General features: G+C 33.8%; 26 protein-coding genes. 13 read left to right on the forward strand and 13 right to left on the reverse strand.

What is annotated here, in order from left to right; genetic code table 11:
* The first annotated feature begins 22 nt into the window (after nt 1-22).
* The 3 genes from C6989_RS02275 to C6989_RS02285 all read left to right on the forward strand — a co-directional run bounded on the left by C6989_RS02275 (nt 23) and on the right by C6989_RS02285 (nt 2,920).
* Nucleotides 23-2,164, forward strand: a complete 2,142-nt coding sequence (locus C6989_RS02275) for a CDC48 family AAA ATPase (protein ID WP_182126247.1) — start codon at nt 23-25, stop codon at nt 2,162-2,164.
* 29 nt (nt 2,165-2,193) lie between these two features.
* A complete protein-coding gene (locus C6989_RS02280) occupies nt 2,194-2,412 on the forward strand; it encodes a hypothetical protein (protein WP_048083098.1) in 219 nt (72 codons plus the stop codon).
* Nucleotides 2,413-2,485: 73 nt separating this feature from the next.
* The gene (locus C6989_RS02285) at nt 2,486-2,920 is read left to right on the forward strand and encodes a coiled-coil domain-containing protein (protein WP_148702495.1); all 435 of its coding nucleotides are present in this window, start codon (nt 2,486-2,488) and stop codon (nt 2,918-2,920) included.
* A 15-nt stretch (nt 2,921-2,935) separates the two neighbouring features.
* Here C6989_RS02285 and C6989_RS02290 read toward each other — a convergent pair whose 3' ends face one another.
* The gene (locus C6989_RS02290) at nt 2,936-3,856 is read right to left on the reverse strand and encodes a transcription initiation factor IIB (protein WP_182126248.1); all 921 of its coding nucleotides are present in this window, start codon (nt 3,854-3,856) and stop codon (nt 2,936-2,938) included.
* Nucleotides 3,857-4,020: 164 nt separating this feature from the next.
* Nucleotides 4,021-4,212, reverse strand: coding sequence for a DUF1059 domain-containing protein (locus C6989_RS02295; RefSeq protein WP_148702497.1), 192 nt, complete (start codon nt 4,210-4,212; stop codon nt 4,021-4,023).
* A gap of 127 nt (nt 4,213-4,339) precedes the next feature.
* On the opposite strand from C6989_RS02295, the gene C6989_RS02300 reads away from it, so the two are divergent.
* Together C6989_RS02300 and C6989_RS02305 are read left to right on the forward strand one after the other, a co-directional pair.
* A complete protein-coding gene (locus C6989_RS02300; RefSeq protein WP_182126249.1) occupies nt 4,340-4,720 on the forward strand; it encodes a fluoride efflux transporter FluC in 381 nt (126 codons plus the stop codon).
* 6 nt (nt 4,721-4,726) lie between these two features.
* On the forward strand, nt 4,727-4,954 hold the full coding sequence (locus C6989_RS02305) for a hypothetical protein (RefSeq protein ID WP_148702499.1): 228 nt from the start codon (nt 4,727-4,729) through the stop codon (nt 4,952-4,954).
* Here C6989_RS02305 and C6989_RS02310 read toward each other — a convergent pair whose 3' ends face one another.
* Together C6989_RS02310 and C6989_RS02315 are read right to left on the reverse strand one after the other, a co-directional pair.
* Entirely contained in the window at nt 4,955-5,227 is a 273-nt protein-coding gene (locus C6989_RS02310) for a hypothetical protein (protein ID WP_148702500.1), read from the reverse strand. It abuts the gene before it with no gap.
* 97 nt (nt 5,228-5,324) lie between these two features.
* Entirely contained in the window at nt 5,325-5,552 is a 228-nt protein-coding gene (locus C6989_RS02315; RefSeq protein ID WP_148702501.1) for a hypothetical protein, read from the reverse strand.
* A 108-nt stretch (nt 5,553-5,660) separates the two neighbouring features.
* On the opposite strand from C6989_RS02315, the gene C6989_RS02320 reads away from it, so the two are divergent.
* Nucleotides 5,661-5,960, forward strand: coding sequence for a hypothetical protein (locus tag C6989_RS02320; RefSeq protein ID WP_148702502.1), 300 nt, complete (start codon nt 5,661-5,663; stop codon nt 5,958-5,960).
* Here C6989_RS02320 and C6989_RS02325 read toward each other — a convergent pair.
* Complete coding sequence (locus C6989_RS02325; RefSeq protein ID WP_148702503.1) at nt 5,957-6,901, reverse strand: COG1361 family protein; 945 nt, start codon at nt 6,899-6,901, stop codon at nt 5,957-5,959. The genes C6989_RS02320 and C6989_RS02325 overlap by 4 nt on opposite strands.
* A 115-nt stretch (nt 6,902-7,016) precedes the next feature.
* Between C6989_RS02325 and C6989_RS02330 the strand changes: the two genes are divergently transcribed.
* Entirely contained in the window at nt 7,017-7,922 is a 906-nt protein-coding gene (locus C6989_RS02330) for a transcription initiation factor IIB (protein ID WP_012214407.1), read from the forward strand.
* A 26-nt stretch (nt 7,923-7,948) separates the two neighbouring features.
* Here the strand turns inward: C6989_RS02330 and C6989_RS02335 are convergent, their stop codons facing one another.
* Nucleotides 7,949-9,418 carry a cation:proton antiporter gene (locus tag C6989_RS02335; protein WP_148704081.1) on the reverse strand — a complete coding sequence of 490 codons (1,470 nt, stop codon included), beginning with the start codon at nt 9,416-9,418 and terminating at the stop codon, nt 7,949-7,951.
* Nucleotides 9,419-9,533: 115 nt separating this feature from the next.
* Between C6989_RS02335 and C6989_RS02340 the strand changes: the two genes are divergently transcribed.
* Together C6989_RS02340 and cysC are read left to right on the forward strand one after the other, a co-directional pair.
* Nucleotides 9,534-10,076, forward strand: a complete 543-nt coding sequence (locus tag C6989_RS02340; RefSeq protein WP_148702504.1) for a hemerythrin domain-containing protein — start codon at nt 9,534-9,536, stop codon at nt 10,074-10,076.
* Nucleotides 10,077-10,113: 37 nt separating this feature from the next.
* Nucleotides 10,114-10,629, forward strand: coding sequence for an adenylyl-sulfate kinase (gene cysC, locus C6989_RS02345; RefSeq protein WP_148702505.1), 516 nt, complete (start codon nt 10,114-10,116; stop codon nt 10,627-10,629).
* On the opposite strand, the gene C6989_RS02350 is transcribed toward cysC, so the two are convergent.
* The 5 genes from C6989_RS02350 to C6989_RS02370 form a co-directional block, all read right to left on the reverse strand.
* Nucleotides 10,621-11,436, reverse strand: coding sequence for a 3'(2'),5'-bisphosphate nucleotidase CysQ family protein (locus tag C6989_RS02350; protein WP_148702506.1), 816 nt, complete (start codon nt 11,434-11,436; stop codon nt 10,621-10,623). The genes cysC and C6989_RS02350 overlap by 9 nt on opposite strands.
* Before the next feature lie 9 nt (nt 11,437-11,445).
* Complete coding sequence (locus tag C6989_RS02355) at nt 11,446-11,652, reverse strand: hypothetical protein (RefSeq protein WP_148704082.1); 207 nt, start codon at nt 11,650-11,652, stop codon at nt 11,446-11,448.
* Between the two features lie 41 nt (nt 11,653-11,693).
* Nucleotides 11,694-12,437: an SDR family NAD(P)-dependent oxidoreductase gene (locus C6989_RS02360; RefSeq protein ID WP_148702507.1), complete on the reverse strand. Its 744-nt coding sequence runs from the start codon at nt 12,435-12,437 to the stop codon at nt 11,694-11,696.
* A 266-nt stretch (nt 12,438-12,703) separates the two neighbouring features.
* Nucleotides 12,704-13,135, reverse strand: a complete 432-nt coding sequence (locus tag C6989_RS02365) for a hypothetical protein (protein WP_182126250.1) — start codon at nt 13,133-13,135, stop codon at nt 12,704-12,706.
* 37 nt (nt 13,136-13,172) lie between these two features.
* Nucleotides 13,173-13,724 carry a hypothetical protein gene (locus tag C6989_RS02370; protein ID WP_148702509.1) on the reverse strand — a complete coding sequence of 184 codons (552 nt, stop codon included), beginning with the start codon at nt 13,722-13,724 and terminating at the stop codon, nt 13,173-13,175.
* 126 nt (nt 13,725-13,850) lie between these two features.
* Here C6989_RS02370 and C6989_RS02375 point away from each other — a divergent pair, with 126 nt between their 5' ends.
* Nucleotides 13,851-14,498 (forward strand): Snf7 family protein, encoded by a 648-nt coding sequence (locus C6989_RS02375; protein ID WP_148702510.1) that lies wholly within the window; start codon nt 13,851-13,853, stop codon nt 14,496-14,498.
* A gap of 358 nt (nt 14,499-14,856) precedes the next feature.
* On the opposite strand, the gene C6989_RS02380 is transcribed toward C6989_RS02375, so the two are convergent.
* Both C6989_RS02380 and C6989_RS02385 read right to left on the reverse strand, forming a co-directional pair.
* Nucleotides 14,857-15,327: a transcriptional regulator gene (locus tag C6989_RS02380; protein ID WP_182126251.1), complete on the reverse strand. Its 471-nt coding sequence runs from the start codon at nt 15,325-15,327 to the stop codon at nt 14,857-14,859.
* A gap of 99 nt (nt 15,328-15,426) precedes the next feature.
* Nucleotides 15,427-16,068 (reverse strand): hypothetical protein, encoded by a 642-nt coding sequence (locus tag C6989_RS02385; protein WP_182126252.1) that lies wholly within the window; start codon nt 16,066-16,068, stop codon nt 15,427-15,429.
* A 306-nt stretch (nt 16,069-16,374) separates the two neighbouring features.
* On the opposite strand from C6989_RS02385, the gene C6989_RS02390 reads away from it, so the two are divergent.
* The 3 genes from C6989_RS02390 to C6989_RS02400 are packed head-to-tail and all read left to right on the forward strand — an operon-like array spanning nt 16,375 to nt 18,020.
* On the forward strand, nt 16,375-16,662 hold the full coding sequence (locus tag C6989_RS02390; protein WP_182126253.1) for a winged helix-turn-helix domain-containing protein: 288 nt from the start codon (nt 16,375-16,377) through the stop codon (nt 16,660-16,662).
* 3 nt (nt 16,663-16,665) lie between these two features.
* On the forward strand, nt 16,666-17,673 hold the full coding sequence (locus tag C6989_RS02395; protein WP_182126254.1) for a helix-turn-helix transcriptional regulator: 1,008 nt from the start codon (nt 16,666-16,668) through the stop codon (nt 17,671-17,673).
* Nucleotides 17,670-18,020 carry a hypothetical protein gene (locus tag C6989_RS02400; protein WP_182126255.1) on the forward strand — a complete coding sequence of 117 codons (351 nt, stop codon included), beginning with the start codon at nt 17,670-17,672 and terminating at the stop codon, nt 18,018-18,020. Before C6989_RS02395 ends, C6989_RS02400 begins: the two co-directional genes overlap by 4 nt.
* Nucleotides 18,021-18,032 lie beyond the last annotated feature (12 nt).

The raw sequence follows: 18,032 nt of genomic DNA on the forward strand, positions 1-18,032 counted from the left end.
CAAAAATTTTTGAGGTGAGAAAATGAGTGAAATTATTTTAAAAGTTGATGAAATTCCACAACAACATGTTGGTAGAGGAAGAGCCATAGTTGATCCGAAAATTATTGAAGATCAAAATTGGAATACTGGACAAATCTTAGAATTAACATATAATAAAAAAACACATGTAAAACTTTGGCCAGGAAATCCTGAAGATTATGGAACTGGAATTATCAAAATTGATGGAATGACAAGGCAAAATATTGGTGCAGGTATTGGTGATAAAATCTCATTAAAATCAGTTTCAGCTGCAAATGCAGAACAAATTGTTTTATCTCCTACTGAAAAAATTTCAGCCGAAGGACTACAAGAGTATATGACTTATAATTATCTTAATCACGTTTTTACAACTGGAGATACACTATCTCTTAATACGCAGATGGGTGGACGAGTTCAATTTATTGTAACTAGCACAAAGCCATCAAAACCAGTAATTGTTACTGAAAGCACTGCATTCAAGCTTGGAACAATGACAAAGGCAGTTGATGCATCTGTTCCAAGAATAACCTATGATGAATTAGGTGGTCTCAAAAATGAAGTACAAAAAATTCGTGAGATGATTGAACTACCTATGAGACATCCTGAACTATTTGATAAAATAGGTGTAGAAGCGCCAAAAGGAGTCCTACTATATGGTCCACCTGGTACTGGAAAAACCCTTCTTGCAAAAGCAGTAGCAGGAGAAACTAATGCCCACTTTATCTCTCTAAGTGGTCCTGAAATCATGGGTAAATATTATGGAGAAAGTGAAGAAAAAATTAGAGAAATTTTCAAGCAAGCTGAAGAAAATTCTCCAAGTATTGTATTCATTGATGAAATAGACTCTATTGCCCCAAAACGAGATGAAGTCTCTGGAGAAGTTGAAAAGAGAATTGTTTCTCAATTATTGACACTGATGGATGGAATGAAATCTAGAGGTAAAGTGGTGGTGATTGCAGCTACAAACAGACCAGACTCTATTGATCCAGCTCTTAGAAGGCCAGGTAGATTTGATAGAGAAATTGAAATTGGAATTCCTGATGATGAAGGAAGATTTGAAATTCTATCCATACATACACGTGGAATGCCAATTGATGAAAAAGTTGATCTAAAACAAATTTCAAAGACGACACATGGATTTGTTGGAGCTGATTTAGAAGTATTATCCAAAGAAGCTGCCATGAGATCACTTCGCAGAATTCTTCCTGAAATTGATCTTGATGAAGAAAAAATCTCATCAGAACTTCTTCAAAAGATTCAGATTACAAGTGAGGACTTTAGGGACGCACTAAAAGAGGTAAGACCTAGTGCACTACGCGAAGTCCAAGTGCAAATTCCTGATGTTGGTTGGGATGATGTTGGTGGTCTTGATGAACTAAAAGAAGAATTGCGTGAAGCAATTGAATGGCCAATTAAACACAAAGAAGCATTTGACTATGTTGATGTTGAAACACCAAAAGGAATCTTACTCCATGGTCCACCTGGAACTGGTAAGACATTGATTGCAAAAGCACTTGCAAAAATGACCGAGTCTAACTTTATCAGCATAAAGGGACCTGAATTGCTTTCAAAATGGGTAGGTGAATCCGAAAAAGGAGTCAGAGAGATTTTCAGAAAAGCACGACAAGCTGCACCATGTATAATTTTCTTAGATGAAGTTGATGCACTTGTACCACGAAGAGGTAGCGGCGGTTCTGAATCACATGTAACAGAAAGTGTGGTGTCTCAAATTCTAACTGAGATTGATGGTCTTGAAGAACTACATAACGTATTGATAATTGGTGCAACAAACCGGTTAGATATTGTAGATGAAGCCCTACTTAGACCTGGAAGATTTGACAGAATCATTGAAGTTCCAAATCCTGATTCTAAAGGAAGACGACATATCTTTGAAATTCATACCAAAAAGAAGCCTCTTGCAAGTGATGTAAACATTGCAAAACTTGTAGAGTTGACAGATGGATTCAGTGGTGCAGAGATTGCAGCAGTTGCAAATAGAGCAGCAATTACAGCACTTAAGAAATATGTTAGCGGAAACACACAAAATGTAAAAGATATCAAGATATCTCAGCAAGAACTAATTGACGCAATCGATAAAGTAAAGCCTCAAAAGAAAGAGGCCCCACCCACTACTTCCATAAAATAGTCTAAATACTAAAGAAAATGAGAAAAAACATGAAACTGTATCTTGATTTTGACCCATGCCAAGAATGTAATACCATGATGGCAGAGCTAAGCAGTCCCGAGATGTTATTTGCTGATGAAAAAACTAGGGCAGATGAATCTGCAAAATTTCTTAGACACTTAACATACAATCACAACGAAGTGGTTCAAGCCGTAATGGATGATCTCCCAAAACAAAAAAGAGATCAAGAGCCTGATTTCTACAAGTAACCTTCATTTTCATTATTAACAATGAATAATCATATTCATATACAAAATTACTTTAATCTTTTTGGGATAAAAAATGAAAATTAGTTTTGTGTTTGGATTATCTGTTATAGTGATGTCATTTGGCATGCAACCACTGTTTGCAGCTGAAACTGAGCAAGAACCAGAACCTCCAGAAATTCCTGGACCTTCACCAGAACCCAAACCAATACCGCTACCAGAACCAGAACCTGCCCCTAATCCATTTCCTGAAGAAACTGAATCAGAAAAAATTCAAAGGCTAACTGAAGAAAATGAAAAACTCAAACAACAAAACAAGAATCTTCAAGGCCAGATCTCTACTCTAAAGAATGAAAAATCGGGTTTGCAAGCCCAAATATCTGAATTACAAGAAAAGATAAAGAGTCTAAAAGAAATTACAATGGAGCAACTTCGTGTAATTATGGATTTAGTAAATCAACTAAAAGAAGTATTTTATGAAAAAATAATTTCTCCTACAATTAACATGTAGGATATTTTGGACTTTTTACTCATTAAGCTTTAATGTTTTCTTAATCAACATAGCTCTGTTTCGTATTGTAACATCACTTACTCCTGCCTCTAATGAGAATTTTTTCTGACTGATTTTCTCACCATTAATTATACATGAGATGTATAATGATGCAGCAGCCTGTGCAACTGGATGCTTTCCAGCAGTGATCTTTTTTTCCTCACAGCACTTTAGTATTTCAAACGCTCCTCGTTTGGTCTTTTCTTTCAAATTCATGTTGTTTGAAATTTTTGAGATAAATGAGGATGTGTCATACTGATTAAGATTCAATCCAAGCCTTTTGATTATGGTTCTCAAATCTCGGGAAAGTATTCTTCTTTCTACATTACCAGCATCTGCAATGTCGTCTAATGTTCGTGGAATATTGTTTTCTCTACATGCTGCATACAAAGAGGCTGAAATCAATGATGTCATTGTTCTACCTCGTGTTAATTTTGCACTAACTGTTTTTCTGTAAATATAGGCAGCACTCTCCACAACATTGTCTGGTATTCCCAACTTTGTCTTCATTGAATGAAGCAAAGTAAATGCCTTGCTCAAAGTAGCAGTTTTTCTTGATTTGCTCCTTTGATCCCATGTTCGGAGTCTATTGAATTCATATTTTGTTTTACTTGATAATGCATTTCCTGAAGAATCTTTGTTGTTTCCAATTATAGTTGATAGTCCTTTATCAAACATCGTTAGTGATGTTGCAGGACCTGTTCTCGTTTGCTTCATAAAGTCTTCCTGAGTGTAACCGTTGTTTTCATATGATGCGTCAGCTAAGTTTTGCACTAGGATAAGACCGCAACCCCCACAAACAATTTCTCCTCTTTCAGAATCTGTTATTGCAGGGTAGGTTTTGCAAGCGTCTAGTTTACACTTGACATCATAATCATTTGAATAATTTTCTACCACTGTTGCCTATTATTGGTCAACATAAAATAAAAACAAAGTGTTATAGGAAAATTTGTAATCAAAACTAAACTTTGCAAACCAAAAATTCCTAATCTTTTTAGAAAAATAACTTCCTGAAAGTTATACATCATACATTGTATTAAATGTTAAAAATGAAAAAGAAATTATTTTCTAATTGATTCTAAAGAATGGCCACGATTTTGAATCATTTGTGTAACTGCTTCTACAGTATAATCGATTCCGTGTTCTTCTTCAAAATGATTTCTTAGTTTCTCAATTGTGCTGACAGATTTTTCTTCATCAATTTCATATTGACATTCAAAACCATAGTCTTCGCATCTTAGTTTGAGGGTCATTCAGTCTGGGACAAATATTGAACCTATAAAAACTATAGACATGTATTCCACACCAAAACGAAATTAGGCGTTTTGAACCTAAAATGTCTCAAATAGCACTAATAATGTCTGGTATTTTGATTCAGATATGAAAGGATTAGAGTTTATCTTCCTTGCAGCAGGTTCTGTTCTTGGCGCATTTCTAAGATACAAAATTACAGAATCTCCTTTGATTTTCAATACATTACCACTAAACGTTTTGATAGTAAATGTGATTGGCGCATTTATTCTTGGTGCGTTTATTGTTGTTTCACAACAATGGAATCTTGATGGAAGATATTCTCTTTTTGCGGCAATAGGATTTTGTGGTTCTCTTACAACAATGTCCTCATTTGCGCTTGATTCTACTAATTTATTAGAAAATAATCAGTATGGAACACTTGCAGCCAATATTGTTGCCAATATTGGATTATCTATTGGAGCACTAATTGGAGGAAAATCATTAATGAGTGCAATAATCTCTAATTGATTAGTAATGGTTTACTCATATCAAGTCGTAAAATTTCAAACAATTTCATTTGTTCAAGGTACTCATTGGTCACAATCACTAGGCGATAAAGGTATACTGTACAAATCACTCAAAGATCCATTTTCAAAATTAATTGTCCAATCCAATGGTTCAAAAAAACTATTTCATGTCCCAAAAGATCGAACTGTAATTGTTACAAATGATACTGTTCATTTTCTAGGCGAATTGTCATAGTTATGCAAAAAAATGATCAATTTGATCTCTATACTTTAATGCAATCTTTCCAAAATCTGAAAAATCTTCTACAGTTGGATTTTTCATTCTCATTGCATATTGATTGACAAATACAGACAAAGCACTTCCAATGATTAAATTGTATACTCCATCTGCAATATTATTTGAGTATGGAAATGCAACTTTGATAAATGGCAAATATGACTCTGTCTGAGATATCATTAACTTGATGTGCTTTTCAACAAATTCTTCTATATCTGAAGGTATTGCCATAATTTTACTAGTATTGATTTCTTATAAGTAGATCTTAGTGATGGGGTTTTAGATATAACACTACCAAAATCTAAACCCACAAAAAAAGAAAACAATCTCAATTCAGTAGTTGTTTTTTTAAAACAATTTGAGATAGATACTTTTCTTTTCCTTTTCTACTTCTAGGTAAACACCTTAATTGTCTATTGCAACATGGACACGCCAATCCATCATATTCTACAAACACTTCACAATAATTACATCTCTTTTGCCCTGCAGCATATCTTCCAATTTGAGATGGTTTTAGGGCTTTGTACTCTTTGCATTTACCAATACAATATGTCATCAATGAAATCTAAAATTATTCAAAAATAAAAGGTTTGATTGCACTGCAACACAGTTTTTGAATTTCTTTCAAATTAAATTTATAATACTAGTAATCCATTTTTGGCTGTTGCATTATTTAGATGAAAAAGTATTTGGAAGTATCACAACAAAAGAAATCATTGGTGCTGAACCACCTGCAATCCCTGATACACAAAAAAATTTAGAAAATGAACTTGCAACCTTACAATCTAAACTAGAATCACAATCAAAAGAAAATCTTGAAAAACTACTAGAGCAACAAAAAGCTGCAGAGGCCCATGTAAATAGCAGACCTGGCGCTATGGCTTTATCACAACTTAAAATTCAATTATTTACAAAATATAGTCAAAAATATATTCAATTAATAAAAGAAAAACTAGAGTCTTAGACTTTTTTCTTTCTTGAACGTTTTTTTGGTGATGTCCTTCTTCTTACTAATAGTGATAGGATAGTGCCTGCCGGAATTCCTATAATTGTTCCAAGACTAACATAGGGCGCAATAAAAAAATCTCCAATCCATATACCACCATCAGTTGTCAATTCCATAAATGTTCTAGGCCGTAGAACTATTGAAACAGTTTGTGAATCTTCTTTTTGTTCTCCAACATCATCTGTATATTGCACAATAATTTCAAACGGAATCTTGTATTCCGTGTTTACTTCTTCAGTTGGTGTGATAATTCGTGATGTTATTCCTATAGGTGTATTTTTTTGTATTTTAGAAAAGGAATGTAATGTTTCTCCTCTAAACTCGATATCTTTGGGTGGAATAATTTTGATTTTTACATTTGTAATATCAATATCTTCAGATATTACTTCGACATCAATAGGAAATTCTGCATTTGCAAAAATTGATTCAGGAGTCTTTGTATGAATTTTTACATTTGGATCTTCTTTTATTATAATTGGAATTGCAATGTCATGAAAGAATGGTTTTTGTGGTGTTTCATTATTTGAAACAAGAACTTGAGAATATTTTATATTAAGAAAATGAATTCCTGGGCTAGCATCATTTGTTATTTTTAGATTGACATTTTCTCCATATGATCCACCCTCAGCTAATTTATCAATTCTAACATTTTTTGGATCTACTCCCAATCCTGGAATCTCTGATACCAAGAACTGAAATGAAATATCTTGTTTTTCTTCCCATCCGTTATTTTTTACTAAAATAGAGATAATCCCTTCTCGTCCTAACACAATTTCATCAGGATGTGTAATCTCAATATCCATCCCACCTTCGAGATTTTGAACTAGAGTTTCTGCATGAACATTTGGAATTAGCACAAAGACTCCAATTAGTAGAGGGATAGCCCAAATTGTCTTCATTTCCTACCTAAAATAACTCCATAATCCCTATTCTGTGTTATTATTAGGCTCAAAATTTTTGCAAAAAACTTGTTGATTCATAAATACCAACCAACGGAGGATTCTAGAAATAATCATGGTAAGTAAAACAAAAGAACTCTGTCCACGATGTGCACAGGGAAAACTAGTTACTGATAATGAATCCGGAGAAATGTTTTGCTCTAAATGTGGATTTGTAATCACTGAGAAATTACAAGAAGCAGGTCCTGAATGGAGATCCTTTACACAAGATGAACATGGTGATAGAGCAAGAGCAGGAGCTCCTACCTCATTGACTATGCATGACATGGGTCTTGCTACAATAATTAATCCAGTAAACAAAGATGCTTCTGGAAGACCACTTACAGCATCTATGAAAAGTACCATTGAGCGATTAAGAACTTGGGATAGTAGAAGTCAGGTTCATGAACCCGTTGATAGAAACTTTAGACAGGCATTTAGCGAATTAAACAGGCTAAAAGACAAATTAGCAATTTCAGATGCTGTAATTGAAAAGGCAGCTTATATTTACAGAAAAGCACTAGACAAAGGACTAGTTAGGGGACGTTCGATTTCAGCTTTGATGGCATCAGCACTATATGCTGCATGTCGTGATACAGAAACACCAAGAAATCTAAAAGATGTTGAACAAGCAGCAAACATCAAAAGAAAAGATATTGCAAGATGCTATAGATTGCTTGTTAAAGAACTTGACTTGAAAATGCCAGTAACTGATTCAATTCAATGTGTTGCAAGAATTGCAAGTAGAATTGGAATTGCAGAAAAAACAAAAAGATATGCAGTCAAAGTACTCAAAAAAGCTCAAGAAAACGAAGTTTCAGCAGGAAAAGATCCAATGGGATTAGCAGCTGCCGCATTATACTTGTCTTGTGTCAAAAATGGCGAGGATAAAACTCAAAGAGATATTGCAGAGGCTGCAAACGTGACTGAAGTTACTATCAGAAACAGGTACAAGGGTCTCAAAGAATCATTAGAACTATAATTTCTAAAACTGATAGTTCTGCATAGTTATTCTTGAGAATTAGATTTTTTTACAAATCCGCCTTCATTTGATTCATCCCCCAAATCTTCAATCTTTGCTGATTCATCTAAAGATACACCCTCATCAGAATCTTCAGGTGGCTTTACAAATCCCCCTTCTTTAGATTCTGGAGGGGGGATGTTTTTTGCTCTTCCCATTCCAATTGTTGTAATAATTACAGATGATAAAATGATAAAGAAAATAATCTGTGGGTATGCTTCTGCATTTGAGAGACCCATAGTTATTGGGTATGTGGCAAGTACTGCTGCAGCCAATCCTCTTGGAATCATAGAATTTGTAACAGCTCTATCCAATCTGGAGAATCTTTTTGTTAATGTCACTTTTGCAACAATTGCTCTTCCAAAGAAAACTACAATTGTAATTAATATTCCAAACACAACATATTCTATTTGTCCAAAACTAGCCATTAATCCAACAAATACAAAGAAAAATGCTCTTACCAAAAACGTGAGTTGGTTGTGAGTTGGATCATCCATCTCAATTCTTGGTAGCTTAAACTTCAGTATTCGTGAAAGGTGATTCTTATTTCCAAGCATTAATCCAAATACTAGTGCAGTCAAAGCACCTGATTCACCAAATGAGTTTGCCAAAAAGAACAAGACAAACAAAATTCCCAATGTGAGCATGTATGCGTGTTGAGCATTTCCAAGCTTTGTTGATACATACATCCAAGGAATTCCAACACCAAATCCTAGAATTAGACCTACAACAACTGCTCTTCCAATAGTCTCTTGTAATGTTTGAAGATCAAAGGTTCCTGCAAGTACTGCTTCAAATAAAATGAATGCAATAATTGTAGCCAAAATATCAGTCAGAGCCGACTCAAAACTTAGCATTGATTTTGCTTCTTCAGATATCTTGACATTTCTAACTAATCCAAAAACAATTGCAGAACTACTTCCACCTACAATTGAACCCAACAAAATACTTTCCAACCATAACCACCCTAATGCATAATGAGCTGCAATTGCTATTACTGCAACAGATAAAATAAATCCGAGAATAGCTAGAGTAGATGAAAAATGAGCAGTCTTTATGACATGTTTGATATCTAAATTCAAACCACCATCAAACATGATAATTATCAATGCAAGTGCTGCAAAGTATGGCACCACTTGAATTACGGCCTCAGGTTGAATCAAACCTAAAACTGGTCCTATTATTACTCCTAGAATCATTAAGAATGCAACATCGGGAATTCCGGTTTTCTTAAAAAATGCCTCACCTGCAACTCCAAGAAATATGACAACACCTGCGGCAAGCAAAATTACATGAGCTGGAGCAATAATTCCATCATCTTGAATAGATATTATTTCAACCGAACTTTGTAATTCTGTAAATTTTTCTAAAATAAAACTTGAATCCAAATTAGCCAATGGATTTTCTCCAAATTGTCCTCTAATCAAATTTAAGATAGATAATACTATGGGATTCAATTCTGATTGCATCTCGATATCTTGGGATAAAAATTAAACTAGATTGGGTTTATCATTTTAGGCTTTGTAGTGATTTTAGATACACATTAAATCAACCTAAACAATCTTTTCTTGAATGAGTGCTACAAACGAACTTAGAGCAGATCATGTACAGGTACGACGTCTTGAAAAAATTGTTTTCAAATGTGCTGAAGAATTAAAAGATGGAGCTGATATTCCGCTTTCTGATCTTACAAAGATTACTATCATCATATCTGAATTTGTAGATACAATTCACCACTCTAGAGAAGAGGACTCCTATTTTCCATGTGTTGCAAGCTATGATTCTCTAAAAGATGAAATTCATAAATTTCTAGTTGAACATGAGTTTGGAAGAAATGTTGCAAGAAAAATTCATCATCATCTAAAACGATGGAAAGCAGGACAAGATGCAAGAGAACCTGTTTCTAGATATCTTAAAACATATGCAATATTTCTAAACGATCATCTAAATAAAGAAAATAAATTTTTTGATGATGCAGAAGCTAATGTATTATCAAAAGAAGAAGAAACAGACATGTATGAGCAATACAGATCAATATTTGCAGTTGTCAAGAAGGTTGAGGATATGATTAAAGAAATTGATTTTTTGGAGAATCAACCTTGGTTCAAAAACTAACGTAAGCTCTTTATGGGCTACTTGAAGTTTTTCTCTCATGAAGCCTTTTGTACTTTGGATGACTGGTCTTCCATGTTCTGGAAAGACTACCATCGTAAAAGACTTGCAAAAAGATATTCCAAATTTGGCAATGCTTGACGGAGATGAATTAAGAGAATGGTTTTCTCCAAAAGATTTTTCAAAAGCAGGGCGTGATGAGCACAACAAAAAAGTTGCTCACTTGGCAAAACTATTGTTAAAACATGGTGTTCCAAGTGCAGTATCTTTAGTTTCACCATATCTTGAAAACAGAGAAAATGCCAGAAAGATTATTGATGCAGGTGATCAGTTTGCAGAATGCTATGTCAAATGTTCATTAGAAAAGTGTGAAGAAAGAGACGTCAAAGGCATGTATGCTAAAGCACGAAAAGGAGAAATCAAAGGATTTACAGGAATTGACGATCCTTATGAAGCTCCTGAAAAAGCTGATCTCATAGTTGATACAGAAAATGAATCACTTGCTGATAGCGCAAACAAAGTAAAGGAATTTCTTAAATCAAGAAATCTACTCTAATTTTTTAAATTCATCAACTATTGTTTGATGAATAATTCCATTTGTAACTAGAATTCCATTTTGATGATGTACTTCTTTGTTGTTGTATGTGATGTCGTTTCCTAACATGTCTGTCATTTTTCCACCTGCCTCTGAAATTATACAATATGATGCTGCTGAATCCCATTCTTTCATTTTATCTGTAGTTGTGATGTATGCTTCAGCCTCACCTGATGCAATTTTTCCAACTTTTAATGAGCTACCTATGCTAGTAAAATCATCAATTCCTAATTTTTTGATAAATGCCTTTTCTTTGTCTGATAAATGATGTCTTGAACCTATAGTTCTGCATTTTGGGATTTCCTCTATCGAAGTTACTGAGATTTTTTTCCATTCTCCATTTGAATATCGAAATGCACCATTTCCTTGTTGTGCCACAAATAATGTTTTTTCAGTGGGCCAACCTATTACACCAAGAATTGGTTTTTTATTTTTTACAAGTGCAATCATTACAGTAAATTCACCTGTTTTATCAATAAAATCTGAAGTACCATCCAATGGATCCACTATCCAAATTATTTCTTCAGATAATCTACTCTGATCATCATTGTCCTCTTCAGATAAAATTTTATGCTTTGTTTGAGAAAGAATTTTTTTGATGATCTCATTGCTCTTTAGGTCTGCCTCTGTAATTGGAGAATCATCTTTTTTGATGAATTCTTCAAATTCACCTTTGTAAATCTCCAAAATTGCATCTCCTGCCTCTTGAGCTGCCTTGATTGCAATATCTAATTCAGGAATCTTTTCTGAGATTGGAATATCGTTCAAAATCTATACCTAGGTTGTAAGTTCTGGTTTTAGTGTCCATACTACTCCAAGTGCAATAAATGGAATAGAAACAATACCGATAATTCCAAGAATTGTGAAAAACTGAGATTCTGAAACTAGTGGATTATTTACAATCCATGGAAGTGGTAAGGAAACAATTACCCAAATAACTCCTAACAATATAATCAGTTTTGCTTTTGCTTTTCTACTCTTCATCATAATTCATCTTCTTTGGGTGATATTAAATTCATGTGAATTTATTTTGTAGATTCCCCTCCATCTACTGCAAGAATTGCTCCTGTAGTCCAAGATGCATCATCTGAGGCAAAATAGAGTACAGCTTTTGCCACTTCTTCAGGTTTTCCCATTCTGCCTAGTGGATGCTCTGCATCCATGAAATCTCTATCTTTTTGGGTTTTTACAAACGGTTTTGTCATATCAGTATCTACCACTCCTGGACAGATACAGTTTACTCTAATCTTATCTTTTGAATATTCAAGGGCCCAACATTTTGTAAGTACAATTAATGCAGCCTTTGTTGCAGAATATGCATCAGCATTAAATCCTTGATATGCCTTTAAGCCTGCATCTGATGAGATATTGATTATTGAACCTGATGTTTTTTGTAAATGAGGAATTGCCTCTTTTGTGACTCTGAACTGTCCTGTAAGATTTACATCTAAAACTTCATCCCATTCATCTTCTTCAATCTCATGTAGTTGTTTTATTCTTGGAAAAATTCCTGCATTATTTACAAGAATATCTAGTCTACCAAATTTTTCAATAGTTTTTTCTATTGCATTTTTTACCTGATCTGAATTCCTTATATCCGCAACAATTGCAAATGAATTAGAAATCTTAGTAGCTGACTCTTCTAATCGGTCTGGATCTTTTCCTGTAATTGCTACACTAGCTCCATTATCTGATAAAATTTTAGCAGTAGCAAATCCAATTCCTCTACTACCACCTGTTACTAGGGCAACCTTTCCTGATAAGCTCAATAGTTTTAGAATAAAAATTCGTAATTTATAGATCGATTTTTAATAAATAGGAATAAAATTTTTCAAAAAATAAAGAATTATTTATAATTTATAAGATTAAGTATTAAATACTTGAAGTTCCTATAATAAATAATGCCGAAGGATATAATTCCTATCGACTAAAATCGCGTAACCCCGCAGAACTACATAGGCAATCAAACGCAATAGCCGTTTGACATAGAGAGGGAATCTCTCATTGTTCTGCAATGAAGGGGATTACGCCTCTTCTAATTTTGTAAAATATCAATTGATACTGAACCCATCACATTTCCATTTGGATTAATAGTGATTATAATCTGCTGATTCTCTGAAATAGAAATTTCTTTTTGCCCAATATACTCCCATGTAAAATACTGTGAAATCCCTGTCTCATGTAACGTGCTCTGTAATTTGAAATCTTCTGAAAAATCTATCTTTTCACCATTTAGTGAAATGGATAAAATTTCTGGGCTACTGCCATTTGGAACAAATCTAAATGAATATTCCCCACTAGCAATCTCAAATGTATCTGAATAAACTCCATCAATATACAAATTAGGATCTGCCAATGTTACATGAAAAACAACATTATTTTTCTCATCAGATTCTTCTGATAAAAAATTCATTATAAAAATTCCAATAATTATAACTATGGGAATGATTACTATTTTTTTATTCACTAAAATAAAGCCTACATTCCATTATAAAAATAAATTTCTAATTTTCTCTTATCTTTTTTGTTAGCATTTCTAATTTTTCAAGATGTTCTAAAATCCATGGATCATTTATCAAATCCATAATTTCTTGCATCTTGAATAATCTTGGAGTAGTTGTTCCTTCTTCAAAATCATATAGCTTGATAATTCTGTTTTTTACATTTTCAGGTTCTACATTTTTGTTATGTGCAAAATTATGTGCAAAATCATTTCTAATCTCTCTAATTTCATTTAGCTTTTGTTGAATCTTTACTCTTGTTTTCTCATCAATCTCTTTTTTGAAATCTTCGTGGTTTTTCATGATTCTTGAAATCCAAACTATCTTTGTTCCAAATGATGCTGTTCTATCTTCATCAAAAACAGTTTTTGCCCATAAGGCAAAATCATTTTTGTCTCTTAGAAACAGATCTGAAATAATCACTGTAAGAGTTGAATCCAATACTGAAACATAGCTAAGAAAATTACCTCTTATTCGATTTACTAGATTCACATATTCCTTGTCTGTAAGTTCCTTGGAATTATTGGGCAAATCAAAACCAAAAGACGCACTCATGATTTATGCCACGAAAAACAGTAAATAGATTTTTGGGCTAGTTTTTTTACCTTTGTTAGTGAAGTTACACATGCTGTGAATCATTCTTAACACTTGAAATTAAGTACGTTTTTCTAAAGCAAAATCATGGCTAATTTGAGTAAAAAGTGGACCAAACCTCCAACTCCTAGCATTGGTGAAAAAATCAATGATGTTGTAAAGCCAAAAGGTGCACTAAAACCAAGAGTTCAAGAAGGAGTCAAAAAATTACGATTACAAATTCAAAAATTAGATACTATGCTTTCTAGCTTACAAGAGCGCGATGGAAAACTATTTGCAAGAATTGTAGAGGCAACACAAAAACATGATACTCAGACAAGCAAAGTTTTAGGAAATGAGCTTGCAGAAATTAGAAAAGTTATCAAAATTATGAGCGGTGCAAGAATTGCATTAGAGCAAATTGAATTAAGATTAACAACATTTAGTGATCTTGGAGATACTGTAGTTGCTATCATGCCAACTATGGGTCTAATGAAGAATCTCAAATCCTCACTTGGAAAAGTAATGCCAGGTGCAGAGGCTGAAATTGGTCAGATGGCTGAAATGCTAGGCGGATTTATGACTGAGAGTTTCTCAGGCGATGCTGCCTTTGGAATGGATGAGACCACAAACGCTGAATCTGAAAATATTCTCAAAGAAGCTGCAGCAGTAGCAGAAAGTTCTGCAGGACAAATGTTCCCATCAGTTCCATCTGATGCAAGTACATCCACTGCTACAACCTCTAAATTTTACTAGAAATTAATTTTTGAAAAAAACTGTTTGATATGTTATAATACTTACTACTGATCACATTCTTTTTCTTATATTCAATTTTACTATCTCTATCTCTAGAGAGGCATGGGAATAAAAAAACTCTATTTCGTTTGACAAGAAAATAATTTTTATATTTGCATTTACAGTATTTGTTATCGGAGTATCTTCAAATTCTTTTGCATATGCAGAAGAGATTGGATTAGATTGAAGAGGAGAAAGCTCAAAGAGAAGCTGAAAAAGCTCAGAAGGAATCTGATAAATTATCTAAATTAGAATCAAAGTGTTGTGGGTCAAAATCCAAATGATCTGAATTAGAAAATTTTTTAAAATTTTAATAAAACTATTCTGCTGACTCTCGAGATTCTTTTATCTTTCTTACTCGGCTACCTTCATCATCAATAATTCTATCAACACCTGATAACTTCTCTCGTAAATTGTTGATTATGGAGCCTACTTCATCTGCTTCAGATTCTACTTGCTTTCTTTTTTCAGCAAGTTGTGAAATTCCTCTGTTTTCTTCTTCAATATATTCACTGACCTTTTGTAATTTCTCTTTGAGATTCTTAATATCTACTGATTCTTCCTCAATATCTTTCTCAAGCATAGTTCGTTTATCTTTGAGATTTTTAATCATTAAACCGACATAATCAATTGCTTCTTCAAGCTGGGCACGTTTTCCCATCAATTCTCCAATTCCAATCTGACTTGAAGTCTCAGTAACAGTAGATTCTGGAGCCTCTTCTGTAGTATTTTCTTCAGGTCTTTCTTCTACCATCTCTCCACCCTCTTCTTTCTTGAATTTATCAAACATTTTATGATTTACTTTTCAAAATGAGAATAAAAAGTTACTATGGATCTCAAAGCTGACAAGGTGAATGATTTTTACTCAAAAAAAGGAAAATTTGGTGAATTATCTCACCGAAATTGTGTTTTTGAACTCTTGGTTAAAATCAACTGATTTTCCAAAATTGGTAGCACCAATCTGAAGAAATCTGATATTTTGACCCATCTCAGGATTTGCTGCAGAATTAAAGAAAACTTCAAAGATATTCTCGTTTTCTGAAACTTTTCCAGAAAATACGACTTTGTAGTTGAGATCCTCATCTGAGGTAGTTCCATGCATGACTGCATGAGAACCATTGGATTTTCCACTTAATTCTAGGTCAAACTCTTTTTCTTCAAGACTTAGGATTCCATTAGTTGAAATCTCCCACAAGTCTTGCCCGACCTTAATTGCCTTTCCATCAAAGAGAGTAATTCCTGCATTATACGTCTTGTAATTGATATATGCCCATCCTGATGATTCAGTAGATAGCATTCTCTGCATGTCGTCTTTTGAAGTATCATCTGGCAAGACATAGCGCTGAACAAGGAGTTTTCCATCAACCACTTTTTCAGTTAGAATTACTTCTAGTCCGTCTTTTTTGGAACTTGCTTTTGACTCATAAACTCCAGTACTATCTGCAAACGAATAGGTTACAGTTATTGGGGATGCCCCAAGCATCAAAAGAACAGCAATAACACCAATAGTTCTATTCTGGGGTTTTACCATAAGAAGTACACATCAAATTGATAGATTAGGAACGAACAGGAAACATTCTGTTCTTTATATACCAAATTCCTTGAAAATCTTGTAAATTAAGACATTTTTCTCCAATTTTTCAAAAAACCAAACTTTTACAAGAAAATGACAATTTTTCAAACAAAAAAATACACACAAAATTTCTAGGAATTTTCTTTCCCGCAACGATTTTGTCAAAAATTAGCCATTTTTCCAAGTCAAATCGGCGTTCCGCTTTGCGTTCCGCTATGGTGTTTCAAAATGTTCCTCAATAACTAATTAATTGTATACTATACCATGTCAAAACAACAATACAGGTCCGAAATGGGCATCATGGGTGATATCCTAAACGTTACTGCTGATGGCGGTCGTGATGGAATCATTGTATCTGCAATATCTCGCAAAGCCAACCTATCTCACTATGCAGTACTAGATAAGTGTGAGAAACTGGTAGAAGCAGGCTTAGTCGAGTCTGTCAAAAACGACAGAAATAGAGTCTTTCAAATCACTGAAAAAGGACTTCAGTTTTTCCAGGAGTTCAAGAGATTTCAGGGACTTGTGGAGAGCATGAACCTAAGGTATTAGCCAATGAACCCACAAATCGTACCAATTTATAGGACAGAGTTTCGAGAAGATGGAATGCTTTTTGTAAGGACTGATAGTATCATCGATACAATGGTTAATGCACCCCTGATCGTTGCAGGACTTCTAGTTGTAGCACTAACGATACCTTTGCAGACCTCATTTGCCACTACTCGAACTCTTGACCTAATCATCAATACTGATGGTTCTACTCATATCTCATCTCAAATTGATGTGAATTCTTCAAACTATGAACTTAGTCTTTTTGGTCCCTCAATTGATAATTTCTTTGCAATTGCAGAAGATGGAACTACATTATCTGGAAATGTAATTGAAGACAAGGCGGTGATTCAAACAAGTGATTATTCCTCTATTACCGTTAACTATGATATTCATGACTTAATTTCTAAAGAAGGTAGAGTATGGACATTTTCATTTGATTCTCCTACAAACTACTCTTTACTAATGCCAGAAAATTCCGTTATTGTGGGAATGAATATCTTGCCTGAAAACATGGAGCAACTAGATTCCCAAATTAAATTAGAAATTCCTACCGGCCCTGCACAAATTGACTATATTTTTAGTACACCAGCAGATGTTCCTGCAACTCCATCTGAATTCTCATTTGATTCTGTTACTATTGGTTTGATAGTTGGTTCAATTGCAGCAGCTGCAATTGCTTCCGTGATTGTAGCAAAAAAGAGACAATCAAAACCTCAATTACAAACAAATACAATCCAAACTACAAAACCAACAAAACTAGATTCACTAAATCCTGAAACAATTTTCAAACTTAGACCAGACATGAGAGAAGACGACAAAGAGATTGTCAAATTTATCTCTGAAAATGATGGCCAAGTCTTTGAAAGTGATCTAAGAAAAAAGTTCCTTCAACCAAGAACCACAATGTGGAGAGCAGTGAAAAGACTAGAAAGACTAGGCGTAGTTGAAATTTACAAAAAAGATCTTCTAAATATGGTCAAATTACGAAACGATTTGGAGGAAGAGAATTGAAGAGTTTAGCATTACTAGCACTATTGGTATTAGTAATAGGTGTCATTTCTACAAACGAAGCATTTGCCGAACCCCTAGATACTGTTAGAACATCTGTTTCAAACTACAATGGCGATTCAGCAACTGTAGAGATAACTTGGAATCATGATAGTTCAGCTAAAAACTACAAAATAGGTTGTGTTAGTTGCACACCAAATGTTGTCAAATTTACAACCGATGATAGTATAACCATCAATAACGTTACACCATTTCCAAATGGTTCATATGCATTACTCTATGTAATTAGCTATGATTCTCAAAACAACATCATTACTGCAAAACAACTCGTAGTTAATCTCCGTCAATAATTTTCAAATCCA

The organism is Nitrosopumilus sp. b2, from assembly GCF_014078535.1.
GTDB lineage: Archaea > Thermoproteota > Nitrososphaeria > Nitrososphaerales > Nitrosopumilaceae > Nitrosopumilus > Nitrosopumilus piranensis.

Coding starts and splice junctions, on each gene's coding strand:
- C6989_RS02295 (WP_148702497.1), bottom strand. CDS start 4,212: ATGACCCTCAAACTAAGATGCGAAGACTATGGTTTTGAATGTCAATAT.
- C6989_RS02280 (WP_048083098.1), top strand. CDS start 2,194: ATGAAACTGTATCTTGATTTTGACCCATGCCAAGAATGTAATACCATG.
- C6989_RS02380 (WP_182126251.1), bottom strand. CDS start 15,327: ATGTTTGATAAATTCAAGAAAGAAGAGGGTGGAGAGATGGTAGAAGAA.
- C6989_RS02370 (WP_148702509.1), bottom strand. CDS start 13,724: ATGAGTGCGTCTTTTGGTTTTGATTTGCCCAATAATTCCAAGGAACTT.
- C6989_RS02355 (WP_148704082.1), bottom strand. CDS start 11,652: ATGAAGAGTAGAAAAGCAAAAGCAAAACTGATTATATTGTTAGGAGTT.
- C6989_RS02275 (WP_182126247.1), top strand. CDS start 23: ATGAGTGAAATTATTTTAAAAGTTGATGAAATTCCACAACAACATGTT.
- C6989_RS02395 (WP_182126254.1), top strand. CDS start 16,666: ATGAACCCACAAATCGTACCAATTTATAGGACAGAGTTTCGAGAAGAT.
- C6989_RS02385 (WP_182126252.1), bottom strand. CDS start 16,068: ATGGTAAAACCCCAGAATAGAACTATTGGTGTTATTGCTGTTCTTTTG.
- cysC (WP_148702505.1), top strand. CDS start 10,114: ATGAAGCCTTTTGTACTTTGGATGACTGGTCTTCCATGTTCTGGAAAG.
- C6989_RS02285 (WP_148702495.1), top strand. CDS start 2,486: ATGAAAATTAGTTTTGTGTTTGGATTATCTGTTATAGTGATGTCATTT.
- C6989_RS02325 (WP_148702503.1), bottom strand. CDS start 6,901: ATGAAGACAATTTGGGCTATCCCTCTACTAATTGGAGTCTTTGTGCTA.
- C6989_RS02305 (WP_148702499.1), top strand. CDS start 4,727: ATGGTTTACTCATATCAAGTCGTAAAATTTCAAACAATTTCATTTGTT.
- C6989_RS02310 (WP_148702500.1), bottom strand. CDS start 5,227: ATGGCAATACCTTCAGATATAGAAGAATTTGTTGAAAAGCACATCAAG.
- C6989_RS02315 (WP_148702501.1), bottom strand. CDS start 5,552: ATGACATATTGTATTGGTAAATGCAAAGAGTACAAAGCCCTAAAACCA.
- C6989_RS02375 (WP_148702510.1), top strand. CDS start 13,851: ATGGCTAATTTGAGTAAAAAGTGGACCAAACCTCCAACTCCTAGCATT.
- C6989_RS02330 (WP_012214407.1), top strand. CDS start 7,017: ATGGTAAGTAAAACAAAAGAACTCTGTCCACGATGTGCACAGGGAAAA.
- C6989_RS02300 (WP_182126249.1), top strand. CDS start 4,340: ATGAAAGGATTAGAGTTTATCTTCCTTGCAGCAGGTTCTGTTCTTGGC.
- C6989_RS02340 (WP_148702504.1), top strand. CDS start 9,534: ATGAGTGCTACAAACGAACTTAGAGCAGATCATGTACAGGTACGACGT.
- C6989_RS02390 (WP_182126253.1), top strand. CDS start 16,375: ATGTCAAAACAACAATACAGGTCCGAAATGGGCATCATGGGTGATATC.